This window comes from Exiguobacterium acetylicum (genome assembly GCF_022170825.1).
Classification (GTDB): domain Bacteria; phylum Bacillota; class Bacilli; order Exiguobacteriales; family Exiguobacteriaceae; genus Exiguobacterium_A; species Exiguobacterium_A acetylicum_B.
In genome coordinates this window covers 2378997-2402216 of record NZ_CP081878.1, presented here as the reverse complement: position 1 = coordinate 2402216, position 23220 = coordinate 2378997, and the positions used below count along the sequence as shown (strand labels likewise).

The 23220-nt window shown below is 45.6% G+C and carries 27 protein-coding genes; 19 read left to right on the top strand and 8 right to left on the bottom strand.

What is annotated here, in order from left to right; translation table 11 throughout:
• Positions 1-8: 8 nt before the first annotated feature.
• The 4 genes from thpR (at position 9) to K6T22_RS12610 (ending at position 4432) form a co-directional block, all read left to right on the top strand.
• Positions 9-527 carry an RNA 2',3'-cyclic phosphodiesterase gene (thpR, locus tag K6T22_RS12625; RefSeq protein ID WP_238237631.1) on the top strand — a complete coding sequence of 173 codons (519 nt, stop codon included), beginning with the start codon at positions 9-11 and terminating at the stop codon, positions 525-527.
• A gap of 1 nt (position 528) precedes the next feature.
• Positions 529-1404: a hypothetical protein gene (locus tag K6T22_RS12620; protein ID WP_238237629.1), complete on the top strand. Its 876-nt coding sequence runs from the start codon at positions 529-531 to the stop codon at positions 1402-1404.
• 61 nt (positions 1405-1465) lie between these two features.
• Entirely contained in the window at positions 1466-3580 is a 2115-nt protein-coding gene (gene pulA, locus K6T22_RS12615) for a type I pullulanase (RefSeq protein ID WP_238237628.1), read from the top strand.
• Positions 3581-3631: 51 nt separating this feature from the next.
• The gene (locus K6T22_RS12610) at positions 3632-4432 is read left to right on the top strand and encodes a phosphotransferase family protein (RefSeq protein ID WP_238237626.1); all 801 of its coding nucleotides are present in this window, start codon (positions 3632-3634) and stop codon (positions 4430-4432) included.
• A gap of 39 nt (positions 4433-4471) precedes the next feature.
• On the opposite strand, the gene budA is transcribed toward K6T22_RS12610, so the two are convergent.
• From budA to cydS, 3 genes are all read right to left on the bottom strand, one after another.
• Positions 4472-5185, bottom strand: a complete 714-nt coding sequence (gene budA / locus K6T22_RS12605) for an acetolactate decarboxylase (protein ID WP_238237612.1) — start codon at positions 5183-5185, stop codon at positions 4472-4474.
• A gap of 11 nt (positions 5186-5196) precedes the next feature.
• Positions 5197-6888, bottom strand: a complete 1692-nt coding sequence (gene alsS / locus K6T22_RS12600) for an acetolactate synthase AlsS (protein ID WP_238237610.1) — start codon at positions 6886-6888, stop codon at positions 5197-5199.
• 163 nt (positions 6889-7051) lie between these two features.
• Positions 7052-7153 carry a cytochrome bd oxidase small subunit CydS family protein gene (cydS, locus tag K6T22_RS17350; RefSeq protein ID WP_410501678.1) on the bottom strand — a complete coding sequence of 34 codons (102 nt, stop codon included), beginning with the start codon at positions 7151-7153 and terminating at the stop codon, positions 7052-7054.
• Between the two features lie 177 nt (positions 7154-7330).
• Between cydS and trmB the strand changes: the two genes are divergently transcribed.
• Positions 7331-7972, top strand: coding sequence for a tRNA (guanosine(46)-N7)-methyltransferase TrmB (gene trmB, locus K6T22_RS12595; protein WP_238237607.1), 642 nt, complete (start codon positions 7331-7333; stop codon positions 7970-7972).
• Positions 7973-8088: 116 nt separating this feature from the next.
• Entirely contained in the window at positions 8089-8604 is a 516-nt protein-coding gene (locus K6T22_RS12590; RefSeq protein WP_058703918.1) for a hypothetical protein, read from the top strand.
• 39 nt (positions 8605-8643) lie between these two features.
• On the opposite strand, the gene K6T22_RS12585 is transcribed toward K6T22_RS12590, so the two are convergent.
• On the bottom strand, positions 8644-9000 hold the full coding sequence (locus K6T22_RS12585) for a DUF1304 domain-containing protein (RefSeq protein ID WP_238237595.1): 357 nt from the start codon (positions 8998-9000) through the stop codon (positions 8644-8646).
• A 69-nt stretch (positions 9001-9069) separates the two neighbouring features.
• Entirely contained in the window at positions 9070-9372 is a 303-nt protein-coding gene (locus K6T22_RS12580) for a PepSY domain-containing protein (RefSeq protein WP_012371126.1), read from the bottom strand.
• Positions 9373-9491: 119 nt separating this feature from the next.
• Between K6T22_RS12580 and K6T22_RS12575 the strand changes: the two genes are divergently transcribed.
• A complete protein-coding gene (locus K6T22_RS12575) occupies positions 9492-10562 on the top strand; it encodes a M42 family metallopeptidase (protein WP_238237594.1) in 1071 nt (356 codons plus the stop codon).
• Positions 10563-10743: 181 nt separating this feature from the next.
• Positions 10744-11757, top strand: coding sequence for a PTS sugar transporter subunit IIC (locus K6T22_RS12570; protein WP_238237592.1), 1014 nt, complete (start codon positions 10744-10746; stop codon positions 11755-11757).
• Between the two features lie 79 nt (positions 11758-11836).
• Here K6T22_RS12570 and K6T22_RS12565 read toward each other — a convergent pair whose 3' ends face one another.
• Positions 11837-12127 carry a hypothetical protein gene (locus tag K6T22_RS12565; protein ID WP_053454070.1) on the bottom strand — a complete coding sequence of 97 codons (291 nt, stop codon included), beginning with the start codon at positions 12125-12127 and terminating at the stop codon, positions 11837-11839.
• Between the two features lie 126 nt (positions 12128-12253).
• Between K6T22_RS12565 and K6T22_RS12560 the strand changes: the two genes are divergently transcribed.
• The 7 genes from K6T22_RS12560 (at position 12254) to K6T22_RS12530 (ending at position 17448) form a co-directional block, all read left to right on the top strand.
• Positions 12254-12562, top strand: a complete 309-nt coding sequence (locus tag K6T22_RS12560) for a thioredoxin family protein (protein ID WP_238237591.1) — start codon at positions 12254-12256, stop codon at positions 12560-12562.
• A gap of 52 nt (positions 12563-12614) precedes the next feature.
• Positions 12615-13412 carry a DUF1444 domain-containing protein gene (locus K6T22_RS12555; RefSeq protein WP_055968792.1) on the top strand — a complete coding sequence of 266 codons (798 nt, stop codon included), beginning with the start codon at positions 12615-12617 and terminating at the stop codon, positions 13410-13412.
• Between the two features lie 53 nt (positions 13413-13465).
• Positions 13466-14074 (top strand): YtpR family tRNA-binding protein, encoded by a 609-nt coding sequence (ytpR, locus tag K6T22_RS12550; RefSeq protein WP_238237589.1) that lies wholly within the window; start codon positions 13466-13468, stop codon positions 14072-14074.
• Positions 14075-14111: 37 nt separating this feature from the next.
• Complete coding sequence (locus K6T22_RS12545; protein WP_238237588.1) at positions 14112-14852, top strand: hypothetical protein; 741 nt, start codon at positions 14112-14114, stop codon at positions 14850-14852.
• Between the two features lie 78 nt (positions 14853-14930).
• The gene (murC, locus tag K6T22_RS12540; RefSeq protein ID WP_238237586.1) at positions 14931-16226 is read left to right on the top strand and encodes a UDP-N-acetylmuramate--L-alanine ligase; all 1296 of its coding nucleotides are present in this window, start codon (positions 14931-14933) and stop codon (positions 16224-16226) included.
• Positions 16227-16399: 173 nt separating this feature from the next.
• Positions 16400-16915 carry a DUF2179 domain-containing protein gene (locus tag K6T22_RS12535; RefSeq protein WP_023469074.1) on the top strand — a complete coding sequence of 172 codons (516 nt, stop codon included), beginning with the start codon at positions 16400-16402 and terminating at the stop codon, positions 16913-16915.
• A 92-nt stretch (positions 16916-17007) separates the two neighbouring features.
• Positions 17008-17448, top strand: a complete 441-nt coding sequence (locus K6T22_RS12530) for a Dps family protein (protein ID WP_238237585.1) — start codon at positions 17008-17010, stop codon at positions 17446-17448.
• A 54-nt stretch (positions 17449-17502) separates the two neighbouring features.
• Here K6T22_RS12530 and K6T22_RS12525 read toward each other — a convergent pair whose 3' ends face one another.
• Positions 17503-18615, bottom strand: a complete 1113-nt coding sequence (locus K6T22_RS12525; RefSeq protein WP_238237584.1) for an aminopeptidase — start codon at positions 18613-18615, stop codon at positions 17503-17505.
• 139 nt (positions 18616-18754) lie between these two features.
• On the opposite strand from K6T22_RS12525, the gene K6T22_RS12520 reads away from it, so the two are divergent.
• From K6T22_RS12520 to ccpA, 4 genes are all read left to right on the top strand, one after another.
• Positions 18755-19324, top strand: coding sequence for a DUF948 domain-containing protein (locus K6T22_RS12520; protein ID WP_238237582.1), 570 nt, complete (start codon positions 18755-18757; stop codon positions 19322-19324).
• On the top strand, positions 19321-19857 hold the full coding sequence (locus K6T22_RS12515; RefSeq protein WP_238237581.1) for a YtxH domain-containing protein: 537 nt from the start codon (positions 19321-19323) through the stop codon (positions 19855-19857). Before K6T22_RS12520 ends, K6T22_RS12515 begins: the two co-directional genes overlap by 4 nt.
• A 195-nt stretch (positions 19858-20052) precedes the next feature.
• Positions 20053-21138, top strand: a complete 1086-nt coding sequence (locus tag K6T22_RS12510; RefSeq protein WP_053454059.1) for a bifunctional 3-deoxy-7-phosphoheptulonate synthase/chorismate mutase — start codon at positions 20053-20055, stop codon at positions 21136-21138.
• 158 nt (positions 21139-21296) lie between these two features.
• On the top strand, positions 21297-22307 hold the full coding sequence (gene ccpA / locus K6T22_RS12505) for a catabolite control protein A (protein WP_082318570.1): 1011 nt from the start codon (positions 21297-21299) through the stop codon (positions 22305-22307).
• Between the two features lie 52 nt (positions 22308-22359).
• On the opposite strand, the gene K6T22_RS12500 is transcribed toward ccpA, so the two are convergent.
• A complete protein-coding gene (locus tag K6T22_RS12500) occupies positions 22360-23115 on the bottom strand; it encodes a FixH family protein (RefSeq protein WP_238237579.1) in 756 nt (251 codons plus the stop codon).
• Positions 23116-23220: the final 105 nt, after the last annotated feature.

The following is a 23220-nucleotide window of genomic DNA, read 5'->3' as shown; positions in this document are numbered from 1 at the left end:
ACACTACGATGAGACAAGAACGACACTTTTTCGTCGCCTTGCCGATTCCTTCCGAAGAGTTAGCGAAGCTTGCTGGACGATTATCTTTATCTGATTATTTTCGAAACGTCTACACACAAGAAGAGTACCATCTGACGCTTCGTTTTTTTGGACCATTGCAGCAAGAAGAACGACAGTCGTGGGAACAGCAGTTGCAGAAAATCGCGCGGACCGTCGAACCATTCGTACTTCGATTTGATCGCTTGATCATGTTTGGTCGAGCCGAACGACCGCGCGTCGTTGGGTTCGGAACAGAATCGGAGGACTTGAATCAATTAGTAAATCAAATTGATCCACATGCGACTAAACCATTCGTTCCGCATGTCACGATTGCGAAGAAGTGGCGTGCTGAGGCAGATGAATGGGCGATGAGCCCAATACAACTAGTGGAATGGACGGTTCGTGAACTCGTTCTATTTGAAGTACGACCAAGTAATTCGCCACGATATGAACCGGTTTACCGGATTCGTCTAGGTAAAGAGGAATGAGGTGATCCCCATCGCAATCTTGATGAAACTATATGACTTAGATAGTCGATTTGAAAAAAATCCGCTAGAGATGACGAAGCGATTCGGTGAACATCAGGCACTCGATTATGCCCACGTCTATCGCAGGTGGGAGGCGGGAGAGTTGTTTCCTGGTGAGACGCTCATCCGTCCGAAAAAGTGGTGGCAAGTAATGAAAAAAACTGAAGTCATTCAACTTCCAGGTAAACAATTATCTCGAAGAGCATTTGATAAATGGTACAAAAAACGTCTAGAGTTACAAAAATTATTGAACGTTACTGGTGGAGCAGGTGAAGATGAGATTTGGCGGATTCCCTTGAAACGCCATTTAGACTTCTATCAGATGCTACATCTATTAAATGAACAATATGCGATGTTTTATCGCGCTGTCATTCAATATCAAGTCGGGGAAGTCGAATTGAGTCCATTCATTGTCGGTCCGTCTGCGATTTATATTATGGAGTGGCTCGATGGTGATGAAAGTATCTACCACATCCGGCGAGACAAATTATGGCGAGAGCAACCGTTCAAGGCATCTCCGAAACAAATCTTGAATCCGAACATCGGTTTAAAACGGACGGAAGATATTCTTCGTGTCGTGCTCGGGCGAGATTATGTCTTACCAATCGAACGCGTCATCCTAGCTCCTTCAGGTTATTTTGATCACATTCCGAAAGAGACGACGACGACTTATGTCAGTAAAGTCGAGTTTCCTAACTGGGTGCAACGGATGAATGCGAAAGCGACACATACAAAAGCGTACCAGATGCGTGTGTGTGAAAAAATCCTAAAAGAAACGGTATCAATTCCGTTTCATATGGCGATTCAAAGTGAGGGACAGTTTCGAATTCAAGAGTAGGGGAGGGAGCGACGGCGTTGTCGTTGCGAAAAAGATGACGAATCAAGAGGTTGTGATACCGGTGGCGCGGGCAGAATTCCTATCTTTTCAAAGCATCCGGGTCGAGGTCGAAGGCAATCCGTCCATCCACTGGTCGCTTGAATGTGATGGAGAGTCACTTGCGATCCAACAGACCGAAACGCATCGTGAGGAGCAAATGGTGATTTACGAATTAACCGTTCTTGAACCGGTCGCGCTAGAATGTCGGTATGAGGTGCTCGGAGCGGGTAAGTCGATCCGTGTCGTTCCCGATCGGTTAGTGCGGACGGAAGCGTTTGAGCGTAAGTATCGTTACGAAGGGAAGTTAGGTGTCTGGGAAGAAGCGGGTGCGTTTCAATTTGCTGTCTGGTCACCGGTCGCAGAACGGATCGTGTGTGTCGTGTACGATCAGGAAGAGCAGGTGCTCGGAAGGCACGATATGAAACGACAAGAGCAAGGTGCCTATCATCTTGAGCTCAGTCGTAATCTTGCCGAGCGCTGGTATCGGTATGAAGTGACGACGTATCTTGGAACATACGAGGTCGTTGATCCATACGCTAGTGTCATATCGGAGAATGGGCGATATGGTGTCATCGCTGACGTCGAGCGAACGATCTCCAATTGGTTCCCGAAGCGCGTCGCGCGTCCTCTGTTCGTCAAACCGTCTGACGCTGTCATTTATGAAGCGAACATTCGCGATTTCACGATCGACCGTTCAGCCGGTTCGAGTCATCCTGGGCAATACGCAGGTATGACGGAACGAGGAACGGTCTCCCCGCGTGATCATGCGACGGGACTCGACTATCTTCTTGATCTTGGGATTACTCATCTACAACTCTTGCCAGTTCACTTTTTTGAGACGACCGATGAGCGAACGCGGACACCGTACAACTGGGGATACGATCCGATGCTGTGGTTCGGATTAGCTGGAAGTTACGCGAGTTCGGTGGAACCGCTCGTTCGTGTCCGAGAATATGCAGAAATGGTAGAGCGACTCCATGAAGCAGGCATTCGTGTCACATTCGATGTCGTCATGAACCACGTGTTCGTTCGTGAGCGTTCTTCACTCGAACAGCTCGTTCCGGGTTATTATTTCCGTTATGAAGTAGACGGAACACTCTCGAATGGAACGGGGGTTGGAAATGATACCGCATCTGAACGATTCATGATGCGCCGACTGATTGTCGACTGTTTGACGTACTTTGCTCGCGTCTACCGGATTGATGCCTTTCGATTTGATTTGATGGGCATTCATGATATTGAGACGATGAATGAGGTTCGCGCGGCACTCGACGCGATTGATCCGACGATTCTTGTGTACGGGGAAGGCTGGGATCTTGCGACAGCATTGCCGGAGCGACTAAAAGCGATGAGTGCCTCGGCGGCACAAATGCCTCGAATTTCCCATTTTAATGATGTCTTCCGGGATGCGTTGAAAGGATCGACGTTTAGTGAATTCGACCGAGGATTCGTTGCGGGAGACGGTTGGAAGGAAGGGGAGGTCCGAAACGGGATCGCGGGAAGTGTTCATATCGACAATCAAACACACGGTCGTTTTCCGGAACCTACCTATTCGATCAATTACGTCGAGGCGCATGATAATCATACGTTGTACGATAAATTGAAATTATCTTGTCCCGAGGCAGATGAACAACAGTTATTACGGATGAGCCGTCTTGCTCAAACGATTGCCTTGCTTGCGCAAGGAATTCCGTTTCTTCATGCAGGTCAAGAGTTCTTGCGGACGAAACAAGGGGTCGAAAACAGCTATAATGCACCGGATGAAATCAATCGAATGGACTGGGAGCGCCGAGACGAGCATCTCTCTCTCGTAGCGTACATTAAGACGATTTTGCAGATTCGTAGAATGCATGGTGGATTCCGGTTGCATCGGGCGAATCAGATTCGAGAATTGCTTCACTTCATCGACTTACGTCCGGGAGTCATCGCCTACGAGCTCGGAGCGGTCCACTCGTATGATGCATGGCAACGAACGCTCATCGTCTACAATACGACACGCGAAATCGTTGAAGTCTCACTGGATCATTCGCGTTGGAACGTGCATGTACAAGGCGATGATGCCTCGGTCGACCCGCTTCTGAAAGGTGTCGACAGGATTCAAGTCCTTCCGTTGTCAACGACGATTGCGACGTGTTAAGATAGTCATTGTGCCTTAGGCAAATCTACTAAAAAAGTTGAGCGGATTATAATGGAATTAGATATTTTAGATGCGCTTGGCGAAGGCTGGACCCTTACGCCAGCAGGTGGAATCACAGGAGAAGCGTACATCGCTTCAACCGGACAATCGAAGTTGTTCTTAAAACGAAATTCATCGCCGTTTTTGGCGATTTTATCCGCAGACGGAATCGTCCCGAAATTATTGTGGACGAAACGGATCTATAGTGGGGACGTCATCAGTGCCCAACAGTTCATTGAAGGAGACGAATTGGAGCCGGAAATGATGGAACGTCCTGAAGTGGCTCGTTTGCTTGGGAAAATCCATGATTCGAAGGAATTGTTGTTCATGCTCCAACAGCTTGACCAACGCCCGATCGAACCGGATGAGTTATTGCGACAATGTCGCTTGTATTTTCAACCAGAGGATTTAGAGAACCCGGACCTCGTAGAACATGCGATGGTTTATCTCGAACAAAATCTAGAACATGTCAGAACGGATGAACAGGTCGTTTGTCATTCCGATTTAAATCATAATAACTGGTTGACGGGAGCAGATGGTCAGCTCTACCTAAATGATTGGGATGATGCGATCATTGCTGATCGTGCGTATGATTTAGGGATGATGTTATACAGTTATGTGGACGAAGCGGCTTGGCCAGAATGGTTTGAACATTACGGTCATCCCCTGACGAGTGATCTGAAACGGCGCATGCATTGGTATGTCGTAGCGCAAGCGGTATTATCACTTTATTGGTATGAAGATATGCGTCATCCAGACGTCGACGACAGTTATCATTTCCTGGAACAGCTACTTGAATACTCGAACGACTAAAAAGCGTGTCATTCCGAAAGGGAACGACACGCTTTTTGTTTAACCTTCTGCGATTTTAATCTCTTTTTCGATATCATGACTTTCAAGATCCGCCGACCGATACGCTTCTGTCGTGGGTAAACGTAAATCCAGGTGTGGCTTTTCTTCGAACGTGACGGTGACGTTCTTGACCGTGTAGTCAAAGACGTGACCTCCACCTTCGCGGGCGGCATCGATGAAATGAAGGTGATACCCGGCGACGGCGATACCGTGACCAAATCGTGGTGTATAGTAACCGGCAAGCGTTCCTTCAGTCTGCTTAAACGTGCGTGCGCTTTGAGAAGCGACAGCTTCCGTGATCGGAACGAACGGTTTCTCCTGACGCGCGACGGTACGTGTTTGCACTTCCGTGAACGTTCCATCAATCCGGATAGCATAAAAGCTATTGATCGTAGGAAGTTGTTCGTTTAGCCAGTGCTCGAATGTCGCTTTCGACATCTCTTCCGTCACCGTGAGAATTTGCTCCGGTTCGAAACGTGTTAATGTCGCGAAAGGCGTCGTCGTCTCGGGTTGAAGTGGTCGAGCACTGCCGTCTGAGCGGAGCTGATAGAACTGACCATCGAATCCAATCATTTCCCCATCTAAGTGATCAAACGTTCCAATACCGAAATCTCGTTGATCAAGGACGGAAGCATACGTGACGTCACTTTCGAATACTCCGTCAAGCAGTGCCATCATCGTTGAAATCTGGACGAGTGTTTTATCGTGTGCCATGTGAATCCTCCTTAGTTCAATTGATCGAGATGGACTTGTTCTCCTAGTGCAATGTTATCACGGTAATCGATTGGAACATCGACGATGACCGGACCGTCCGTTGCGAGTGCTTCATCCATAATTGCGGCTAGTTCAGATGGGTGATTGACGCGTAGTCCTTTTGCCCCGAAACTTTCCGCATATTTGACAAGGTCGACATCTCCGAAAGAGGTACCGGATTTCCGTTTGTATTTCATCTCTTGTTGGAACGCGACCATATCGAATCCGCTATCACGCCATACGAAATGGACGAGTGGAGAGTTCAAACGAACAGCTGTCTCAAGTTCCATCGCAGAGAAGAGGAATCCTCCATCACCCGAAATCGAGACGGCTTTCTTACCAGGGCGTACGAGTGTAGCGGCGATCGCCCAAGGAAGTGCGACGCCAAGCGTTTGCATCCCGTTACTAAAGAGGAGGTGGCGCGGTTCGTACGAACGGAAGTGTCGTGCCATCCAAATGTAGTGTGAACCGACATCGACCGTTACCGTGACATCGTCCGCAATTTTTTCACGTAATGTCTTCATGAAATAGAGTGGGTGTGTCAACGGAGAATCTGCGACAGGAGGAACATCACGATCGACAAGACGTTGATGTAGTCCATCAAGGAACTGAACAGAACTTTCTGGTAACGCGAGTGGTTTCAAGCGCTCTGCGATCGCGTCGACCGTTTTCGCCATATCACCGACGAGTTCGCGGTCTGGACGATAGAAATGATCGATTTCAGCACGCATTTGATCGATGTGAACAAGCGTCCGCTCGTGCGTTGGTTGATTCCAGAATTTTGGATCGTAACCGATTGGATCGTAACCGATTGAGAGGACGAGATCGGCTTCAGCGAGTAACGCGTCACCCGGCTGATTGCGGAACAGTCCGACGCGCCCGTAGAAGTTCGATTCGAGCTCGCGTGATAACGTACCGGCTGCTTGGAATGTCTGAACGACAGGGATCGAGACATTTTTGAGTAGCGAACGAATCGCGTGTACGACGTCTGGTTGACTAGCGCGCATACCGAGTAATAAGACAGGCAGTTTTGCATCTTGAATCAAACGAGCTGTTTCATCGACCCAAGCTTCTGGTGCAACACCAAGCTTAGGTGCTTCGACTGCGCGGAATGCCGTGACGTTCGCTTCGTTTAGTCCGACGTCTTGCGGAATACTAACGAAAGCAGCACCAGATGTCGTTTCAGCAGTTCGGAACGCATTCGATAATACTTCTGGAATGTTATCGGCATCTTGTACCTCTGCACTGAAGTTCGTAATCGGTGTAAAGAGTGCTTGGTTGTCCATGGATTGATGTGTTCGTTTTAAACGATCCGCTCGCGTGACAGCTCCAGCGATGGCAACGACTGGGTCTCCTTCAGAATTTGCTGTTACAAGCCCTGTTGCTAAATTTGATGCCCCTGGACCGGATGTGACAAGGACAACACCTGGTTTGTCAGTCAAGCGTCCGATTGCTTGTGCCATGAAGGCAGCATTTTGTTCATGACGTGCAACAATGAGTTCAGGTCCCCGGTCCTGTAACACATTGAAGACGGAATCAATTTTTGCACCAGGAATACCGAAAATGTAATCGACACCCTGTTCGATGAGTGAATCGACGACTAAATCCGCACCTGTTTTCTTCTGTACTAGTTCTTTTGAATCACTGTTTTTGTTTTCTTTCATTACAATTCTCCTTTTTACCAACGTTTTTTGGTGTCCGATAGCTGTAATAAATAATCTGTTTCAAAAAAAGTATACATCTGTTTCATGGTAAAACCAACCTAAAATCGTTCAGATAATAAAAAAAGTACCTTGTGTATAATTACACAAGGTACAGAGATGGTCCTTATTCGACATCGACTTTTCCGAAAGTCGCCCAGACGAATAAGGCACTAATGCCCATGACGAGAACGATGGGAGATGCCCAACTAATCAAGAAATCATCCACAGTAATAGCCCTCCTTTTCGGTTCTTACGTACCTTAAGTGTAGTAGAATGCTCACTATTTCTCAAGTGACGAACTGCTGAACATTCTTCGATCGGAATCGAAGAAGTTCTTATATAATTACCCGAATCATGATAAACTTATCTGCGGATAATTTAAGTTTGGAAAGGATGAACGACAGTGCGTTTACGACATAAACCATGGGCGCAGGATTATATGAAGGAACAATCCTCGATCTATATAGCAGAACCAGCATCCCTTAAAGGAGCATGGACTACCGAGTTCAAGAATGATAACCCGATCTACATCGAAGTGGGATCAGGGAAAGGTGCCTTCATTACCGGAATGGCGAACCAACACCCGGATATTAATTTCATCGCCATCGAACTATTTGAGAGTGTTGCCGTGACGATTGTTCAAAAATTGGTCGAAGCACCACAATCGAATGTTCGCGTCTTGACGGTCGATGCAAAAGATTTACGTGATTACTTTGAAAAAGGTGAAGTGGCGCGCGTTTACTTGAACTTCTCTGATCCTTGGCCAAAGACACGTCACGCGAAACGCCGTTTGACGTATAAAACATTCCTCTCGACATACGAAGATATTTTACCGGCTAAAGGACAAATTCATTTTAAGACGGACAATCGAAAGTTGTTTGAATCAAGTTTGATGACGATGTCGGCATATGGGATGCGTTTTGATTGGATGTCGCTTGATTTACATGCGAATGAACCGGAAGATAACGTTCGAACAGAGTATGAAGAGCGTTTCTCTTCAATGGGTCAACCGATTTATCGGATGGAAGCAACGTACCAAAATTAATTTAGACAAAAAGTTTTCTTATTTTCCTGGTATTTCTTTCACACTTTTTTCTTATTAATTGGTACAATGTTGTTGACTGAAGAACTTGTACTTATAGGTAAAGGGGGAATTTGGGGATGTGGCAGAAAAGCTTAGCCTTCGTAACGGCGCTCTTTCTCGCGTTAAGTATCGGTCAATCGGTACTTGCTGCGGTTGATACCTCAGAAATGACAAAAGCATTGAACGAGGAATTACCAACGACGCATTACGATTATAAAAAAGGTTCGGTCGAAATCGAGGATCCGAAGACGTTCACGAATGAAAAAGGAGAAGAAGTCATTGGCGGGATCGCTGTCATCGAGACAGTCCGTGACGGCATCTTCATCACGATCAAACGTGAAATCCACTTCTTCAATGCCGATAGCGGTAAATTGTTGACGAGTGCTGACGCTGCAAAAGTTGATGGCGTAAAAGAATACATCGACGGTAACTCAGATAACCTTCAACAAAAAGTCGTCTACTGGTTACCGATGCTCTTGATGTTGTTGATCATTGCTGTACCAGCAGTCATCTTATACATCGTTGTTCCACGTCTATATTCGACGACGGAATACATGAACCCGATTTACGAACGTAACGACAACCCGCGTTAATTAAGAAAAAGCCTCTATCCAATCGGATAGGGGCTTTTCTCATGCAAGCAATACGAAGATGAAAGCAAGTATGGCAGGTAAGCCTTGTTTGAGTAAAATAGAACGATTAGCGGTCAAGGCGCCGTAAAGCGCAGCGATGATGACACAAGCTAAAAAGAACAGCTGTATCGCGACATCCTCACGAATCAGACCAAATACGAGTCCAGCTGCTAAAAAACCATTGTATAGACCTTGGTTTGCAAAAAGTGTCTGAATCTGTTTTGATGCAACAGCTTCATCCGTCAAACCGAACGTGCGGCGAGCCGCTTTGGAAGAAAGAAAGAACATTTCGAGTGCTAGAATATAAAAGTGTTCCAAGGCGACGAGAATAACAAAAATCGTGGCAAGGGTTGACATGAATGAGGTCTCCTTCCTATGAACGTGGAAAAAAGACCGTACTTCGTCGATCGAAGCACGGTCTTTTGATTAAGCGTATTCGAGTAAAGCACCAGTTTCGGCATCAACTGTGAATTGATACGTTTTTTCGTCATCACCTTCAAGGACCGAGATGCCACCTTTGTAGCTTTGGTAGTCACGTGACTCATATGCGTAAGCCTCTGGTGTTGCAGAGATCCATGCACCTTGGACACGTCCTTTTGCTGAAAATGTGCGTTTCGTGATTTCGAGCGCTTCCTCGGCAGAAAGTTGTTTGTTGTCAACAGCCTTCTTCACTGCGAAAGCGGCGACGACAGCTGCTGCCAATCCGATAATCCAATAGCGTTTTTTCATTAAAATTCCCCTCCTTACAGGTTCTATTCCTACTGTACCAAATAATTCGTTCAGAGAGAAACAAAAGGTTAAGTGATAGAAGCAATTTTTTGTATAATGGGAAGCAGGAGGCGATACATATGAATGAAAAAACGAGAGAGTTATTTCGAACACTGACGGAATTAAATGGAGCACCAGGGTTTGAGCACGATGTTCGTCAGTTCGTTCGCGAACGTATCACACTCGTCACGGATGAAATTGTCACAGATGGACTAGGATCGATTTTTGGGAAACGAACAGGTGACGCGACAGGACCGAAAGTCATGGTTGCCGGACACATGGACGAAGTAGCCTTCATGGTGACGCAAATCACGAAGAACGGGATGTTACGGATCCAGCCGCTCGGTGGTTGGTGGAGTCAAGTGTTGCTTGCACAACGCTTTTCGATTTGTACGGATAACGGCGTCATTCCTGGTGTTATCGCGTCGATACCACCACACTTATTAACAGAAGAAGTACGAAATAAGCCGATGGCAATCAAAGATATGTTCATCGATATCGGGGCAGATTCAAAAGAAGAAGCGGAATCCTTTGGCGTACGTCCGGGTATTCCTGCAGTGCCTTTCTTCCCGTTCACACCAATGGCAAATCCGAAGAAGATCATGGCGAAAGCATGGGATAACCGTTATGGTGTCGGAATGGCAATCGAATTATTGGAAGAAACAACAGCAGCGGATCATCCGAACATTTTGTTCTCCGGTGCAACCGTTCAAGAAGAAGTCGGATTGCGCGGTGCACAAACAGCGACAGCACTCATCGATCCGGATGTGGCGTTCGTCGTTGATGCTTCACCTGCCAATGATGCGTCAGGTGATAAAACAGAGTTCGGTCAACTCGGACAAGGCCCACTGCTTCGAATCAAAGACAGCGTCATGATTCTTTCGAAAGAGATGACGGATTATGTTCTCGATACGGCAGAATCAAACAAAATTCCGTACCAATATTATGTCGGTGCAGGCGGAACCGACGGTGGTGTCATCCATCGTTCGAATAATGGGATTCCAACAACAGTCGTTGGTTTACCAGCACGTTATATCCACACGCATGCGTCAATCATGCATACAGATGATTATGACGCGGCGAAGGAATTGTTGCGAAAACTCGTCACGAATCTCGATACGACGACACTTGCGACATTGCAAGTCAAGTAAATAACGGACGAGGATGATTTCCTCATGAAATAGACGGCGGATGCGTAATCCGTCGTCTATTTCTGTTTCAAGAGAATGTAATAATGATACCAACTGTCTTGTCAATTGGAAAAACAGTCTAGTCGAATTGAACGGAGATTTGATATAATGATACGCGATGTTGAGAAAAGGACGTGACAAGATGTTTAAAGAAAAAGGGATCTCACTAAGCCCTAAAGTATATTTCATTACCGTATTAAGTTATATGGCACTTGGATTGTTTAGCTCGCTGATCATGGGATTGATTATTCGGACAATCGGTGAAGGATTAGTCGATCGTGGGATTGAAGCGAAGTTCCTCATTCAATTAGGGGAGCAGGCGATTGCGTTGACTGGACCAGCAATCGGTGTTGCCGTAGCCTTTGCCCTCGAGGCACCACCACTGATTTTATTCGCTGCCGTTGCCGTTGGTGCATTCGGATACGAAGCGGGTGGACCTGCTGGTAGTTATGTCGCGACATTACTTGCAACGGAAATTGGGAAACTCGTTTCGAAGACGACGCGACTCGACATCTTATTGACGCCGTTCGTTACGTTAGTAGCTGGATTTTTTGCTGGACGTTACGCGGGTAAGTGGATTGGAAAAGGGATGACGGATCTTGGTGAGTTGATTCGCTGGGGAACGGAACGCGAGCCGTTATTCATGGGCATATTCATCGCTACCATCATGGGGCTTGCCTTGACGGCACCGATATCGAGTGCCGCACTTGGAATCATGCTTGGTTTAGACGGACTCGCTGCCGGCGCGGCAACGATTGGTTGTGCAGCGCAGATGATTGGCTTTGGCGTCATCAGTTACCGCGATAACGGAATCGGTGGTGTAGTTGCTCAAGGGATTGGAACATCGATGTTACAGGTCGGAAATATCATTCGAAATCCTTGGATTCTTCTACCGCCGACTGTAGCCGGTGCCATATTAGCACCGTTCGCAACTGTGCTATTGATGCTAGAGAGCAATCCGGAAGGCTCCGGTATGGGAACGAGCGGATTCGTTGGTCCGTTAATGTTACTAAAAACGATGGGGTTCGAAATGGAATATTACATAGCAGTCGCTGTGCTCTGTTTCATTGCGCCGGGAATTATCAGTTACTTCATCTATCGTGTCTTGCGACGCTTTGGTCGGATTCAAGATGGTGACTTAAAAATCGAATATTAAGTACAAAAAGCTGATTCAAAAGAATACTTGTTTGACCGAATGTGGACAAACAAGCAAATGACTTTTGAATCAGCTTTTTTCATAAAGCGAATCCGAATGAACTTGAATAAAAGCTCGTAAAGAAGACATAGAGGTAAATCAAATAGAGTGGTGTCAAATATCGCATGCGTACGACCGGTAATTTCCGAGCAAGTCGTTTTCCGAGTGCTTCGAGTAGGATGATAAGCGCAAAACCGACGACCAAATATAAAAAGATTTCCGGCAAACTCCGTTCGGAATCAATGAAGGAGTAGCCGTAACGTAAACAACTCGTCATGCCGACGAAGCCGACGAAGCGTTCGAACGGATGTTTGATTGGTTGATCTGCCATAGTGGAGTCCTTTCTCGGTGTTTTCTAGTTGCAGTATAGCAAACCAAGCACGAAAACGCACAGTCACAATTGAATATGCTATGATGAGGGCAATGACTTCTAAGGAAATCAAAGGAGGAAATCATCGTGAAAACACTACAATCAAAACAAGAATTCGATACAGCAAAACAAGGACAAGCCGTCTTTTTATTCTCAGCAAACTGGTGCCCGGATTGCCGCTTCTTGGATCCGTTCATGCCAGAAATCGAGCAAACGTTTAATGGATTCGAGTTTTACTATGTCGATCGCGACGATCATATCGAAATTGCCCAGGAAATGGACATCTTCGGAATCCCGAGTTTCGTTGCGTTCCGTGATGGCGAAGAAACAGGTCGTTATGTCGGCAAAGAGCGGAAGACACCAGAACAGGTGACAGCATTTTTAGAAACGGTTTAAGAAAAAGCGAGCGCTGACTCGCTTTTTTTCATGATAGAAAGGATGAATTCGAATGGAACTACAACAAATCCGAAGAATGATGACACAAACATTTGAAGAAGAGGGCTACACGACGTACTTCGATCGCGAAAAGTCCGTATTACGGATTGAGCGTAAACACGATAAATCAGGCGTTGATGTCGGATTGAATCCGCTGGTCGCTAAAGCAAAACGAAGAGGTGTCATCGCAGTCGAAGAAACGATTGAATATATCCGTGCTGTACTCGGACAAACGGATCAGATCTCGCTCGTTGGGCAGGAACAAAAAATCTTCCCTGTCATTCGTGCCAAATCGTTTGCCGATACGACAAAAGAAGGAAAGACACTTGTTAGTACACCACACACGGGCGAAACAAAAATCATGTATGCACTCGATTTAGGAGCTACTTATCGTTTGATTGATGAAGAGTTACTAGCATCTGCAGAGTGGACAGCTGAACAGTTGTCAGAAGCTGCTCGTTTTAACGTGAAGTCGCTCGAAGCGCCATTCAAGCAGGATGAAGTAGCAGGTAATATCTTTTACTTCTTGAGTCTCGGTGACGGATACGAGGCGAGTCGTGTTTTGAACAAGACATTACTAGCAGATTATGCTGCTCAAATCGAGGGAGAATTTGCGGTCGGCATTCCACACCAGGACGTTCTGATTTTTGCTGATATTCGTAATGATGCTGGATATGATGTCTTACAACAGCTCATGTTTGATTTCTTCTCAAACGGTCGGGTTCCGGTCACGGCACTGCCATTCCTATATGAAGATGGTAATCTTGAGCCGGTCTTCGTCCTTGCGAAAAACAAGCAGCCGAAAGAGTGAAGAATCTGATACAATAGGCATTGTGAGAAAGACGGAAGGGAGTCATGGATTGAATGAATGTGTTTTATAATAAAGAGGGCGTCGGTGACGTCTTAATGATCATTTTGGAAGACGCACCGCGTGCGGAAGTGACAGCGACTCGTGAAGGAGATGTAGCGACAATCAAGCATGGTGATCGTATCGTCGGTTACAACTTGTTTGATGCTTCGAATACATTTACGATTGAGACACAAGGACCGGTTGAATTGACGGAAGAATTCGCTATGCGTATTCAAGAAGAACTGGCGAAACGAGAGATCGAATTATCACTCGAACACGTTGATTATTCTCCGAAATTCGTTGTTGGATTCGTTGCTTCTTGCGAGAAGCATCCGGATGCCGATAAATTATCGGTCTGTCAGGTAGAAGTAGATAACGGAACTTTACAAATCGTTTGTGGAGCACCAAATGTAGCGACGGGTCAAAAAGTAGTCGTTGCTAAACCAGGTGCAGTCATGCCATCCGGTTTAATCATCCGTCCTTCAGCGCTACGCGGTGTACCTTCAAGCGGTATGCTCTGTTCAGCGCGTGAGCTCGGTCTTGCCGATGCACCACAAGAAAAAGGGATTCTTGTACTCGGTGATACAAAAGCAGTAGGGGAAGCATTCTCAATCGGTCGATGATTCGACCGATTTTTTAACAAGATGGAGGGGTGAACGTATGAGTAATCGTTATGAACAGTCACTAAAAGAGCAGGCTGCCCGGATTCGTCGTGAGCTTGCAGGGGAACGTGAGACGAAGCCGGTAGAGCGTCCGAAAAAAGAGGAGCGTGAAGATCGTTTCGTTTTGACGGATGTTCCTTCGCCGATCTATGGATTCCAACGTCCGAAGCAATCTACATCAGAAACGGTAGAAGCTGCGGAAGAAGTGGAAACAGTTGAACAGGTTTCGGATACAGTCGAAGAGGGAATTACTGATGAGGTTGCTTTGACTGATCAAGAAGTGATCGCGCCAGAAGTCGTCTTAGACGAAGCGGAAGCAGATGCTGGTATGGTACCGGTGACGGACGTTGAATTACTCGTACCGGAACCTGAAGTACATCAAGAACACGCGAGCAAAGAAGAATTGCCAAGCGTATTAGAAGCAGAAGAAACGGACGTAGTAGAGACGACATCAGAGCCTGTAACTGAAACGCCTCTTACTAGTGAGACTGTTGAAGGATCAATTGTTTTAGCGGAGACATCAAGTGAAGTATTTGCCGATGACCAAGAAGTCGAGGAGCAACTACCTGAAAACGTCACGTCGACTCCAGATACACCTGTTGCCGAAGCGCAAACTCCTGTTCAGTCGGAAGTAAAAAAGCCGGTCGGACCGCCTGTCAACGTCGTCATGACAACAAAAGACTTGATGGCGATGTATCGTGCACGTCGAGAACAAAATAATTTACATGGTAAAAAATAAATCGGTTTGCTATAATGGTACAGGTTTTGTACCCGAGCCCGATGGTACGGACCGGAACGTGAATTGGAGGGCTTTTATATGACAAAGTATCATTTTGTTGGAATCAAAGGAACAGGGATGAGCGCGCTCGCCCAAGTACTGCATGAGATGAATCATGAGGTACAAGGTTCAGACATCGAAAAGCACATTTTTACTGAAGACGCGTTACGAGCTAAGGAAATTCCATTTTTCCCGTTCAATGCGGATAACATCAAAGAAGACTATGTCATCATCCAAGGGAACGCCTTTGGGGATGATCATCCAGAAATCGCACGGGCAAATGAACTTGGTTTAACCATCCATCATTATTACGATTTCTTAGGACACTTAGCAAATGAATATCGTTCAGTCGCCATTACAGGCTCACACGGAAAAACGTCGACGACAGGTTTACTTTCGCACGTCTTAAGTGGAATCACACCAACAGCTTTCTTGATCGGAGACGGTACAGGAGCAGGTGTAGAGGATGCGAAGGCATTCGTCTTCGAGGCATGTGAATACAAACGTCACTTCTTATATTACAAGCCGGACTACGCTATCATGACGAATATCGACTTCGATCATTCGGATTATTTCACAGGAATTGATGATGTTGTTTCGGCATTCCAAGAGATGGCGATGCAGGTCAAGCAAGCAATCGTTGCTTGTGGGGATGATGAGCATCTTCAAAACATTCAAGCGAATGTACCTGTTCTCTATTATGGATTCGGAGAAAACAATGATTTCCGTGCGGAAAATGCAACGTCAACGCCAGACGGGACGTCGTTTGATGTGTATTTGCGTGATGATTTCTACGGCACGTTCCTTATCCCAGGATTCGGTCGTCATCATGTCTTGAATGCACTCTCAGTCATTGCAATCTGTCAGTATGAAGGATTAAGCAAAGAGGATGTAGCGGAGCGCTTAGCAACGTTCGGTGGTGTGAAACGTCGTTTCAGCGAGTCGGAATTCGGCACGCAAATTCTAGTAGATGACTACGCGCACCATCCAAAGGAAATCAGTGCAACGATTGAATCGGCACGGAAGAAATATCCGGACCGTGAAGTCATCGCGATTTTCCAACCACATACGTACACACGCTTGAAATCATTCATGAATGATTTCGCGACATCTTTACGCGAAGCAGATGCGACATATCTATGCGAAATTTTTGGTTCGGCACGTGAGCAGGAAGGGCAAGTTCGAGTCGAAGATTTGCAGGAGAAGATTCCGCAAGCTTCAATTCTGACACGCGATAACGTTTCTGTCCTACGTCAGCATGAAAATGCTGTGCTTTTGTTCATGGGAGCGGGAGATATCCAAACGTATCAGCATCAGTACCAAAGCGTAAAATAAGCAACAGATTGAAAGTGTCACTCGACCGGAGTGGCGCTTTTTTTTGTCGTATTTTTGAATTATGATAGTAATTTCAAAAAACAGATGAGGAAAATCTAAAATAGGATTGCATCTTGAAATAAAGTTTGAAATAGTGTGTATGTGTTGAAGTTATTACAGAGAGGAAAGACACCATGGGACAGATTCTACTCATCTTATTGCTCCAGTTGATTTACGTTCCGGTTTTGACATTACGGACCATCATGCTCGTTAAAGGGCGGACCGTCATTGCAGGATTATTCGGGACGGTCGAAACATTGATCTACATTTTTGCACTAGGGATTGTCTTTCAAGATTTGACGACGCTCGGCATGGTCGTCTACGCGCTTGGATTTGGTCTTGGGATACTCGTCGGTGGTTATGTCGAACGAAAACTCGCCATCGGTTACAATATGATTCAAGTGCATACACAAGAATTTCCGGCAGAACTGATTCAAGTCATTCGAGATAATGGTTTTGGCGTGACACATTACCAAGGGCAAGGACGCGACGGTGTCCGTTACCGGTTAGATGTCCTCGCAGCCCGAACACGCATGAAAGTGCTTCGTAATCTCGTTGAGGAATACGAACCGAAAGCATTCCTCGTCGCTTTTGATTCTGTTGATTTTAAAGGTGGTTACATGTTGAAAGGGTTAAAACGTCCCCGCTAAATGGTTCTTCCTGAAAATGATGTTTATCCTTTGTTATTTAAGGATAAAGATGAAGTAGAACGTCATTTGAAATCAGGAAAGGGGAATGTCAGATGATCAGTAATCATGCAAAATCAGCTTTAAATCAACAGGTGGCAAACTATGGAGTGCTGTTCGTTAAACTCCACAATTATCACTGGTATATTAAAGGACCGGACTTCTTAACGCTTCATGAGAAGCTAGAAGAGCTCTATACATGGGTAGCGGAGCAATATGATGTCGTCGCAGAGCGTCTTTTGATGAACAATGGGACACCATCAGCGACATTAAAAGAATATCTTGAGCAAACGACGCTTGAAGAAGCGAAATCTGGTTTGACGGCAGATGAGATGATTGATTCCGTCATCCAAGATTTCCAACAAGTTCGTAAAGAGATGCTTGATGCAATTGAACATCTTGAGGCGCAGGATGTAACAGTTGAAGATGATCTACTTGGTCAAGCGAAGGAAATCGAAAAACAGATTTGGATGCTTCGCGCGACATTGAAAAAATAAGATAACGAAAACGGATGACCCGGTCCTTTCATTGGACCAGCCATCCGCTTTTTCTTATTTCAGATTTTCAGGATTGAGGACTTCGAGTTCTGGAAGGACGAAACGTCCGTCTTTACGGATCAAGACGTCATCGAACCAGATTTCTCCACCGCCATAATCAGGGCGTTGAATATTGACGAGATCCCAGTGAACCGATGAATCATTGCCGTTGTAAGCTTCTTCGTACGCTTGACCTGGTGTGAAGTGGAAACTGCCATCAATCTTCTCATCAAACAGAATATCCTTCATCGGATGTTGAATGAATGGATTGACACCAATCGCGAATTCACCTACGAATCGAGAACCAGCATCTGTATCAAAGACTTGATTAATCCGATCTGTGTCATTCGCCGTCGCTTCGACGATTTTACCGTCTTTGAACGTCAATGTGACATTTTCGAATGTGAATCCATGATATGGTGACGGCGTGTTATACGAGATGACACCATTGACGGAATCCTTGACCGGTGCCGTAAAGACTTCGCCGTCCGGAATGTTGGCATTTCCGGCACACTTGATTGCAGGGATGTCCTTGATCGAGAATGAGAGGTCCGTTCCAGGTCCAACGAGGCGAACACGATCCGTCCGGTTCATCAAGTCAACGAGTGGTTCCATCGCTTGTCCCATTTTTTCATAATCAAGCGTACAGACATCAAAGTAGAAGTCTTCGAATGCTTCTGTTGATTGGTTGGCAAGTTGCGCCATTGATGCAGTCGGGAAACGAAGGACGACCCATTTTGTTCCTTTAACACGATCTTGTGTATGCATCTTACCAATCGTTTGACCGTATAATTTCATTTGATCAGCGGGTACATCTGAGAGTTCATTGATATTATTACCAGCACGTAGTCCGATGTATGCATCCATCGCTTGCATCTGCTTGCGTTCGACGTCTGCCATCAATTGGAGTTGCTCTTCTAAAGCATTTCGGTATAATTTTCGTAGGATACGATTATCCTTAAGCAAGACGAACGGATGACCGCCAGCTGCGTAGGCAGCTTCAACGAGTGCCTCGACCAGTTCGCGTTCGATGCCGAAGTTTTCAATCAAGACTTTTTCACCAGGTTCAAGGGCAACAGAATAATTAATTAAATTCGTTGCCAGTTGAGTAAGACGTGGGTCACGCATGAAATTTCCCCCTTGAAATGGATTATGTAGGTTTCATTTATCATTGTAACGGAAATAAACCATTTGGAGTAGCAGGAACGACTTGCTACACGTCGAACTAACAACAAAAGACTATGCAAAAAAATTGGAGGCAAGAACCATGGAAATCACATTAGGCGGAATCGCTGGATTAGTCGCTGCGATTGCATTCGTAGTGCTCGTCATTTTCCTTGCCCGTGTATTAGGTGCTGCGAGTAAGACACTCAACAACGTAGCTAACACGACAGCAGGACTTGAACGTCAACTAGACGGGATCATGATGGAGACGACAGCGTTGTTACATAAGACGAATCGTCTTGTCGATACGATCGAAGAAAAAACAGAATTGCTTGCACCTGTCGCAAACTCGATTGAAGAACTCGGTACGTCATTAAACAAAGTGACAGATTCTGTCCGGACGGTATCCGATACGGTTGCTGGTGCGGCGGATACGAATAAAGAACAGATTGCACAAGCAGTCCGTTGGGGTTCTGTCGCTGTAGAATTATTTAAGAAAAACAAACCGGCAGAAACGACGGTTCAAAATCATTCGACGGCAACGACGACGGTTGAGAAAAAGCCACGTCGTCGATTCCGGAAAAAGACAGAGGCACCGGTCACACCGGAAGTCGTTTCTGTACCGGATGTCGAAAGTATTCCAGATGAGTTGAAGGGAGATCGTAAATCATGACGAAACAACACCCATATCAAGCACAAGATTCTTCTAAAGGAGGAGGCTTCCTTGCCGGAATCATCGTAGGTGGATTGATTGGTGCTGCGGCAGCTCTCCTTTCTAGCCCAAAATCAGGTCGTGAGATGCGCGACATGATCGACGAGCGTACGGCTCCTGCTCGTCAACGATTGACTGAACAGACACAAGTCGTTCGCGAAAAAGCAGAGCCACTCGTCGGTGAGTGGATTCAACTAGCGAAAGACAAAGCAGCACCTGTCATTGAAAAAGCAAAGAACAATCCAACGATTCAAGAAGCAACACAATACGCTGGCTTTGAAAAGGATCAGGAGAGCATCGATGCTGCGCTCGCAGAAGCAGAGCAGCTCGTACGTGACATCGAACGCGAAATCGGTGATGAAGTCGACGGTGCGTCTGTTGCGGAAGAAATCGATACAGAGACGGTCGTTGAACTTTCAGAGTTACGTGAACAGTTAGCAGACGAGCAAGATGAAGACAATGATCCACAGTCAGATGTGAATCACAAAAAATAAGATTCAATGAGGAGCTCTCGTGCGAGGGCTCTTTTTATATTTCCTAAAAATATGGATATAGAAAAGTTATATGAAAAAACGTAATTTATTTTCATATTTTAAGAAATCATGCAGCTTCTTTATGTACAACACGGAAAGAGTTCGCTATAATTAGTTGCTATTACGAGCTATATGCTGATTAGGGAGTGGTAGGACATGGATCAACATGCAGAATTAAAAAGATTACGTGATGAACTCGATTTAGTGAATGCAGAATTATTGGAATTGATGAACAGACGAGGTCAAATTGCCGTCGAAATCGGAAAAGTCAAACGAGCACAAGGGCTTGATCGATACGACCCTGTACGAGAACGCCAAATGCTTGAATCAATTGCCGCTAATAACCATGGACCTTTTGAAACAGGACGCCTTCAGCATGTATTTAAAGAAATTTTCAAAGCTTCTCTCGAATTACAAGGAGAAGACCGGACTCGGAAATTACTCGTATCACGGAAACAAAAACCGACGAATACGATTATCCGGATCGGAGATGCCGTCATCGGAGACGGTTCGCAACAATTGATCGCTGGACCGTGTGCGGTCGAGAGCGAAGAACAAGTATTCGAAGTCGCAGAACAACTCGCGAAACATGGCGTGAAATTCATGCGAGGCGGAGCGTACAAACCACGTACATCGCCTTACGACTTCCAAGGTCTAGGACTCGAGGGTCTAAAAATGTTGAAAAAAGCAGCGGACGCGCACGGTTTGCATGTCATCACTGAAATCATGACACCAAGCGCCGTTGAATCTGCTTTACCATATGTCGATATCATTCAAGTCGGTGCACGCAACATGCAAAACTTCGACTTACTCAAAGAGGTCGGGCGTACGAATAAGCCAGTTCTTTTGAAACGAGGACTTGCTGCAACACTTGAAGAGTTCATGTACGCTGCCGAGTACATCATGGCAAGCGGAAACGATCAAGTCATCTTGTGTGAGCGTGGTATTCGAACGTACGAACGCGCAACCCGGAATACGCTTGATATCTCAGCAGTTCCGATTCTAAAGCAAGAGACGCATCTTCCGGTCATGGTCGATGTGACGCACTCGACAGGACGTAAAGATTTACTCTTACCAACAGCTAAAGCGGCATACGCGATTGGTGCAGACGCTGTTATGGTTGAAGTCCACCCGTTCCCAGCACTTGCATTGTCTGATGCGAACCAACAACTCGATTTCCAAGAATTCGATACGTTCATCGAAAACTTGACGACTACCTTTCCGGCACTAAACGTTCAATGATTTTCGAAAAAGGGTAACCTAAAGCGAATGAAAACGTTTTACAATGAAGGAAGAATGGGAAAAGAAAACTATCTTTTCCTGTCTTCCTTTCGTGTTGCCTAAAAATGAAAACGAAATGAAAACACTTGAGATGGATCATACTAAAGGAGGAATTTGTTTTGAATAGTAATATTACGATTTACGACGTCGCACGAGAGGCCGCTGTTTCGATGGCGACTGTATCGCGTGTCGTCAACGGAAACCCGAATGTCAAACCATCTACACGAAAGAAGGTCCAAGATGCGATCGAACAGCTTGGTTACCGTCCGAACGCTGTTGCACGTGGACTTGCAAGTAAAAAGACGACGACTGTCGGTGTCATCGTGCCTGATATCTCGAACATTTTCTTTGCAGATTTAGCTCGCGGAATTGAAGATGTCGCGACGATGTATAAATATAACATCATTTTGTGTAACTCTGACCAAAACCGTGAAAAAGAGATTCATTTGCTCAATACGTTACTTGGAAAACAGGTCGATGGAATCATCTTCATGGGTGGACGTTTACACGAGGATCTCGTACGTGAGTTCAAAACTTCCCCTGTGCCGATCGTTCTTGCTGCAACGTTGAACCAAGATTACGATCTTCCTGCCGTCAATATCGATTATGAAAGTGCTGCACACGATGCTGTCAAATCATTGATTGATCGTGGACATGAACGAATCGGATTCATCACAGGACCACTTGAACAGCAAATCAATGGCGAAAAGAAATTTGCTGGTTATCGTCGGGCACTCGAAGAGGCAAATCTTCCGTTTAATGAGCAGAATGTCGTTCTTGGAAACTATACGTATGATTCAGGAATGAAAGCGATGAATCAATTACTTGAACTAGGAGCAGACTGTCCACGTGCGATTTTCGCTGGAACAGATGAGATGGCTCTTGGTGTCATTCATGCCTTACAAGATGCTGGACATCGTGTACCAGAAGATTTCGAAGTCATCGGACACGATAACACACGTCTTGCGACAATGATCCGTCCGAAACTGACGACAGTCGTTCAACCAATGTATGATATTGGAGCGGTTTCAATGCGTCTGTTGACGAAGATCTTAAACAAAGAAGAAATTGAAACGAACGATGTCACGTTACCACACCGAATCGAACAACGGGACTCAACACGCCCTTAATCGAAAAAACGTCTCTTCTCTCAAGCAGTTGCTTGAAAAAAGAGACGTTTTTTTATTTTGTGACCGTAATGATTTCATCTTGGTGATGGTGGAGTTGGTCATTCTCGACATGGAGACGAACTGTCGTCTGACCGGGTGCTGTCAATGTAACGTTTCCACTGTACGCGTCACCTTTTTTGGTTAAGGGGATATAGTTATGTTTTTCAATACCGGTTTCAATGACTTCGACTTGTACATTTGCTTCAATCGGTTTTCCGTCAAGGAATACATGAAAGGAGATGGGGAGTGTAGCATCCGCTTTCGCTTTTGTTGCACCCATATAGTGAACGGATAGACCGTCTACAGCTGCATGTTCGTGCTCGTGTTCATGCGAAGCTTCTTTTTCTTCATGTGAATGATCCGTGACGACGAATGAGATCTTATCCATATGATGAAGTCCTTTTTTATCATTGATATGATAAAGACCTTCATATTCACCTTCAGTAAGTTTAGCTTCTGCTTGATAGGAGCCTGTTTTTTTCAAGCTTGCCTTGAATTTTTGATGGGCACCGTCTTGTTTGCCAGCTTCCCAGACTTCAAAGGTTACGTCTTCGAGATTGACTGGTTTCTTCTGTTCGACAGCTGATGCTTTAAAAACAACTTCATCTTCTTCCATTGTCTTTGCTGGGACGTCGACATTGACCTCGACAGTCGGTTTTCCTGACCCTTGCATGTTCTCGTGATCCATTGCCTGCTTTTCATTGCCACACCCTGCGAGTACGATCCCCGTCGACAGAATGAGCCCGGAATAAAGCCATACCTTTTTCATGATGATTCCCCCAACTATTATTCATTTACTAAGTAAAAATTCCATATTTAGTATAGCAACAAGTTGTGAACTCCGAACGAAATAAATGTGAAGATACAAAGTCAA

Coding starts and splice junctions, on each gene's coding strand:
- thpR (WP_238237631.1), top strand. CDS start 9: ATGAGACAAGAACGACACTTTTTCGTCGCCTTGCCGATTCCTTCCGAA.
- K6T22_RS12610 (WP_238237626.1), top strand. CDS start 3,632: ATGGAATTAGATATTTTAGATGCGCTTGGCGAAGGCTGGACCCTTACG.
- budA (WP_238237612.1), bottom strand. CDS start 5,185: ATGGCACACGATAAAACACTCGTCCAGATTTCAACGATGATGGCACTG.
- alsS (WP_238237610.1), bottom strand. CDS start 6,888: ATGAAAGAAAACAAAAACAGTGATTCAAAAGAACTAGTACAGAAGAAA.
- K6T22_RS12590 (WP_058703918.1), top strand. CDS start 8,089: ATGTGGCAGAAAAGCTTAGCCTTCGTAACGGCGCTCTTTCTCGCGTTA.
- K6T22_RS12585 (WP_238237595.1), bottom strand. CDS start 9,000: ATGTCAACCCTTGCCACGATTTTTGTTATTCTCGTCGCCTTGGAACAC.
- K6T22_RS12580 (WP_012371126.1), bottom strand. CDS start 9,372: ATGAAAAAACGCTATTGGATTATCGGATTGGCAGCAGCTGTCGTCGCC.
- K6T22_RS12575 (WP_238237594.1), top strand. CDS start 9,492: ATGAATGAAAAAACGAGAGAGTTATTTCGAACACTGACGGAATTAAAT.
- K6T22_RS12570 (WP_238237592.1), top strand. CDS start 10,744: ATGTTTAAAGAAAAAGGGATCTCACTAAGCCCTAAAGTATATTTCATT.
- K6T22_RS12565 (WP_053454070.1), bottom strand. CDS start 12,127: ATGGCAGATCAACCAATCAAACATCCGTTCGAACGCTTCGTCGGCTTC.
- K6T22_RS12555 (WP_055968792.1), top strand. CDS start 12,615: ATGGAACTACAACAAATCCGAAGAATGATGACACAAACATTTGAAGAA.
- ytpR (WP_238237589.1), top strand. CDS start 13,466: ATGAATGTGTTTTATAATAAAGAGGGCGTCGGTGACGTCTTAATGATC.
- K6T22_RS12545 (WP_238237588.1), top strand. CDS start 14,112: ATGAGTAATCGTTATGAACAGTCACTAAAAGAGCAGGCTGCCCGGATT.
- murC (WP_238237586.1), top strand. CDS start 14,931: ATGACAAAGTATCATTTTGTTGGAATCAAAGGAACAGGGATGAGCGCG.
- K6T22_RS12535 (WP_023469074.1), top strand. CDS start 16,400: ATGGGACAGATTCTACTCATCTTATTGCTCCAGTTGATTTACGTTCCG.
- K6T22_RS12530 (WP_238237585.1), top strand. CDS start 17,008: ATGATCAGTAATCATGCAAAATCAGCTTTAAATCAACAGGTGGCAAAC.
- K6T22_RS12525 (WP_238237584.1), bottom strand. CDS start 18,615: ATGCGTGACCCACGTCTTACTCAACTGGCAACGAATTTAATTAATTAT.
- K6T22_RS12520 (WP_238237582.1), top strand. CDS start 18,755: ATGGAAATCACATTAGGCGGAATCGCTGGATTAGTCGCTGCGATTGCA.
- K6T22_RS12515 (WP_238237581.1), top strand. CDS start 19,321: ATGACGAAACAACACCCATATCAAGCACAAGATTCTTCTAAAGGAGGA.
- K6T22_RS12510 (WP_053454059.1), top strand. CDS start 20,053: ATGGATCAACATGCAGAATTAAAAAGATTACGTGATGAACTCGATTTA.
- K6T22_RS12500 (WP_238237579.1), bottom strand. CDS start 23,115: ATGAAAAAGGTATGGCTTTATTCCGGGCTCATTCTGTCGACGGGGATC.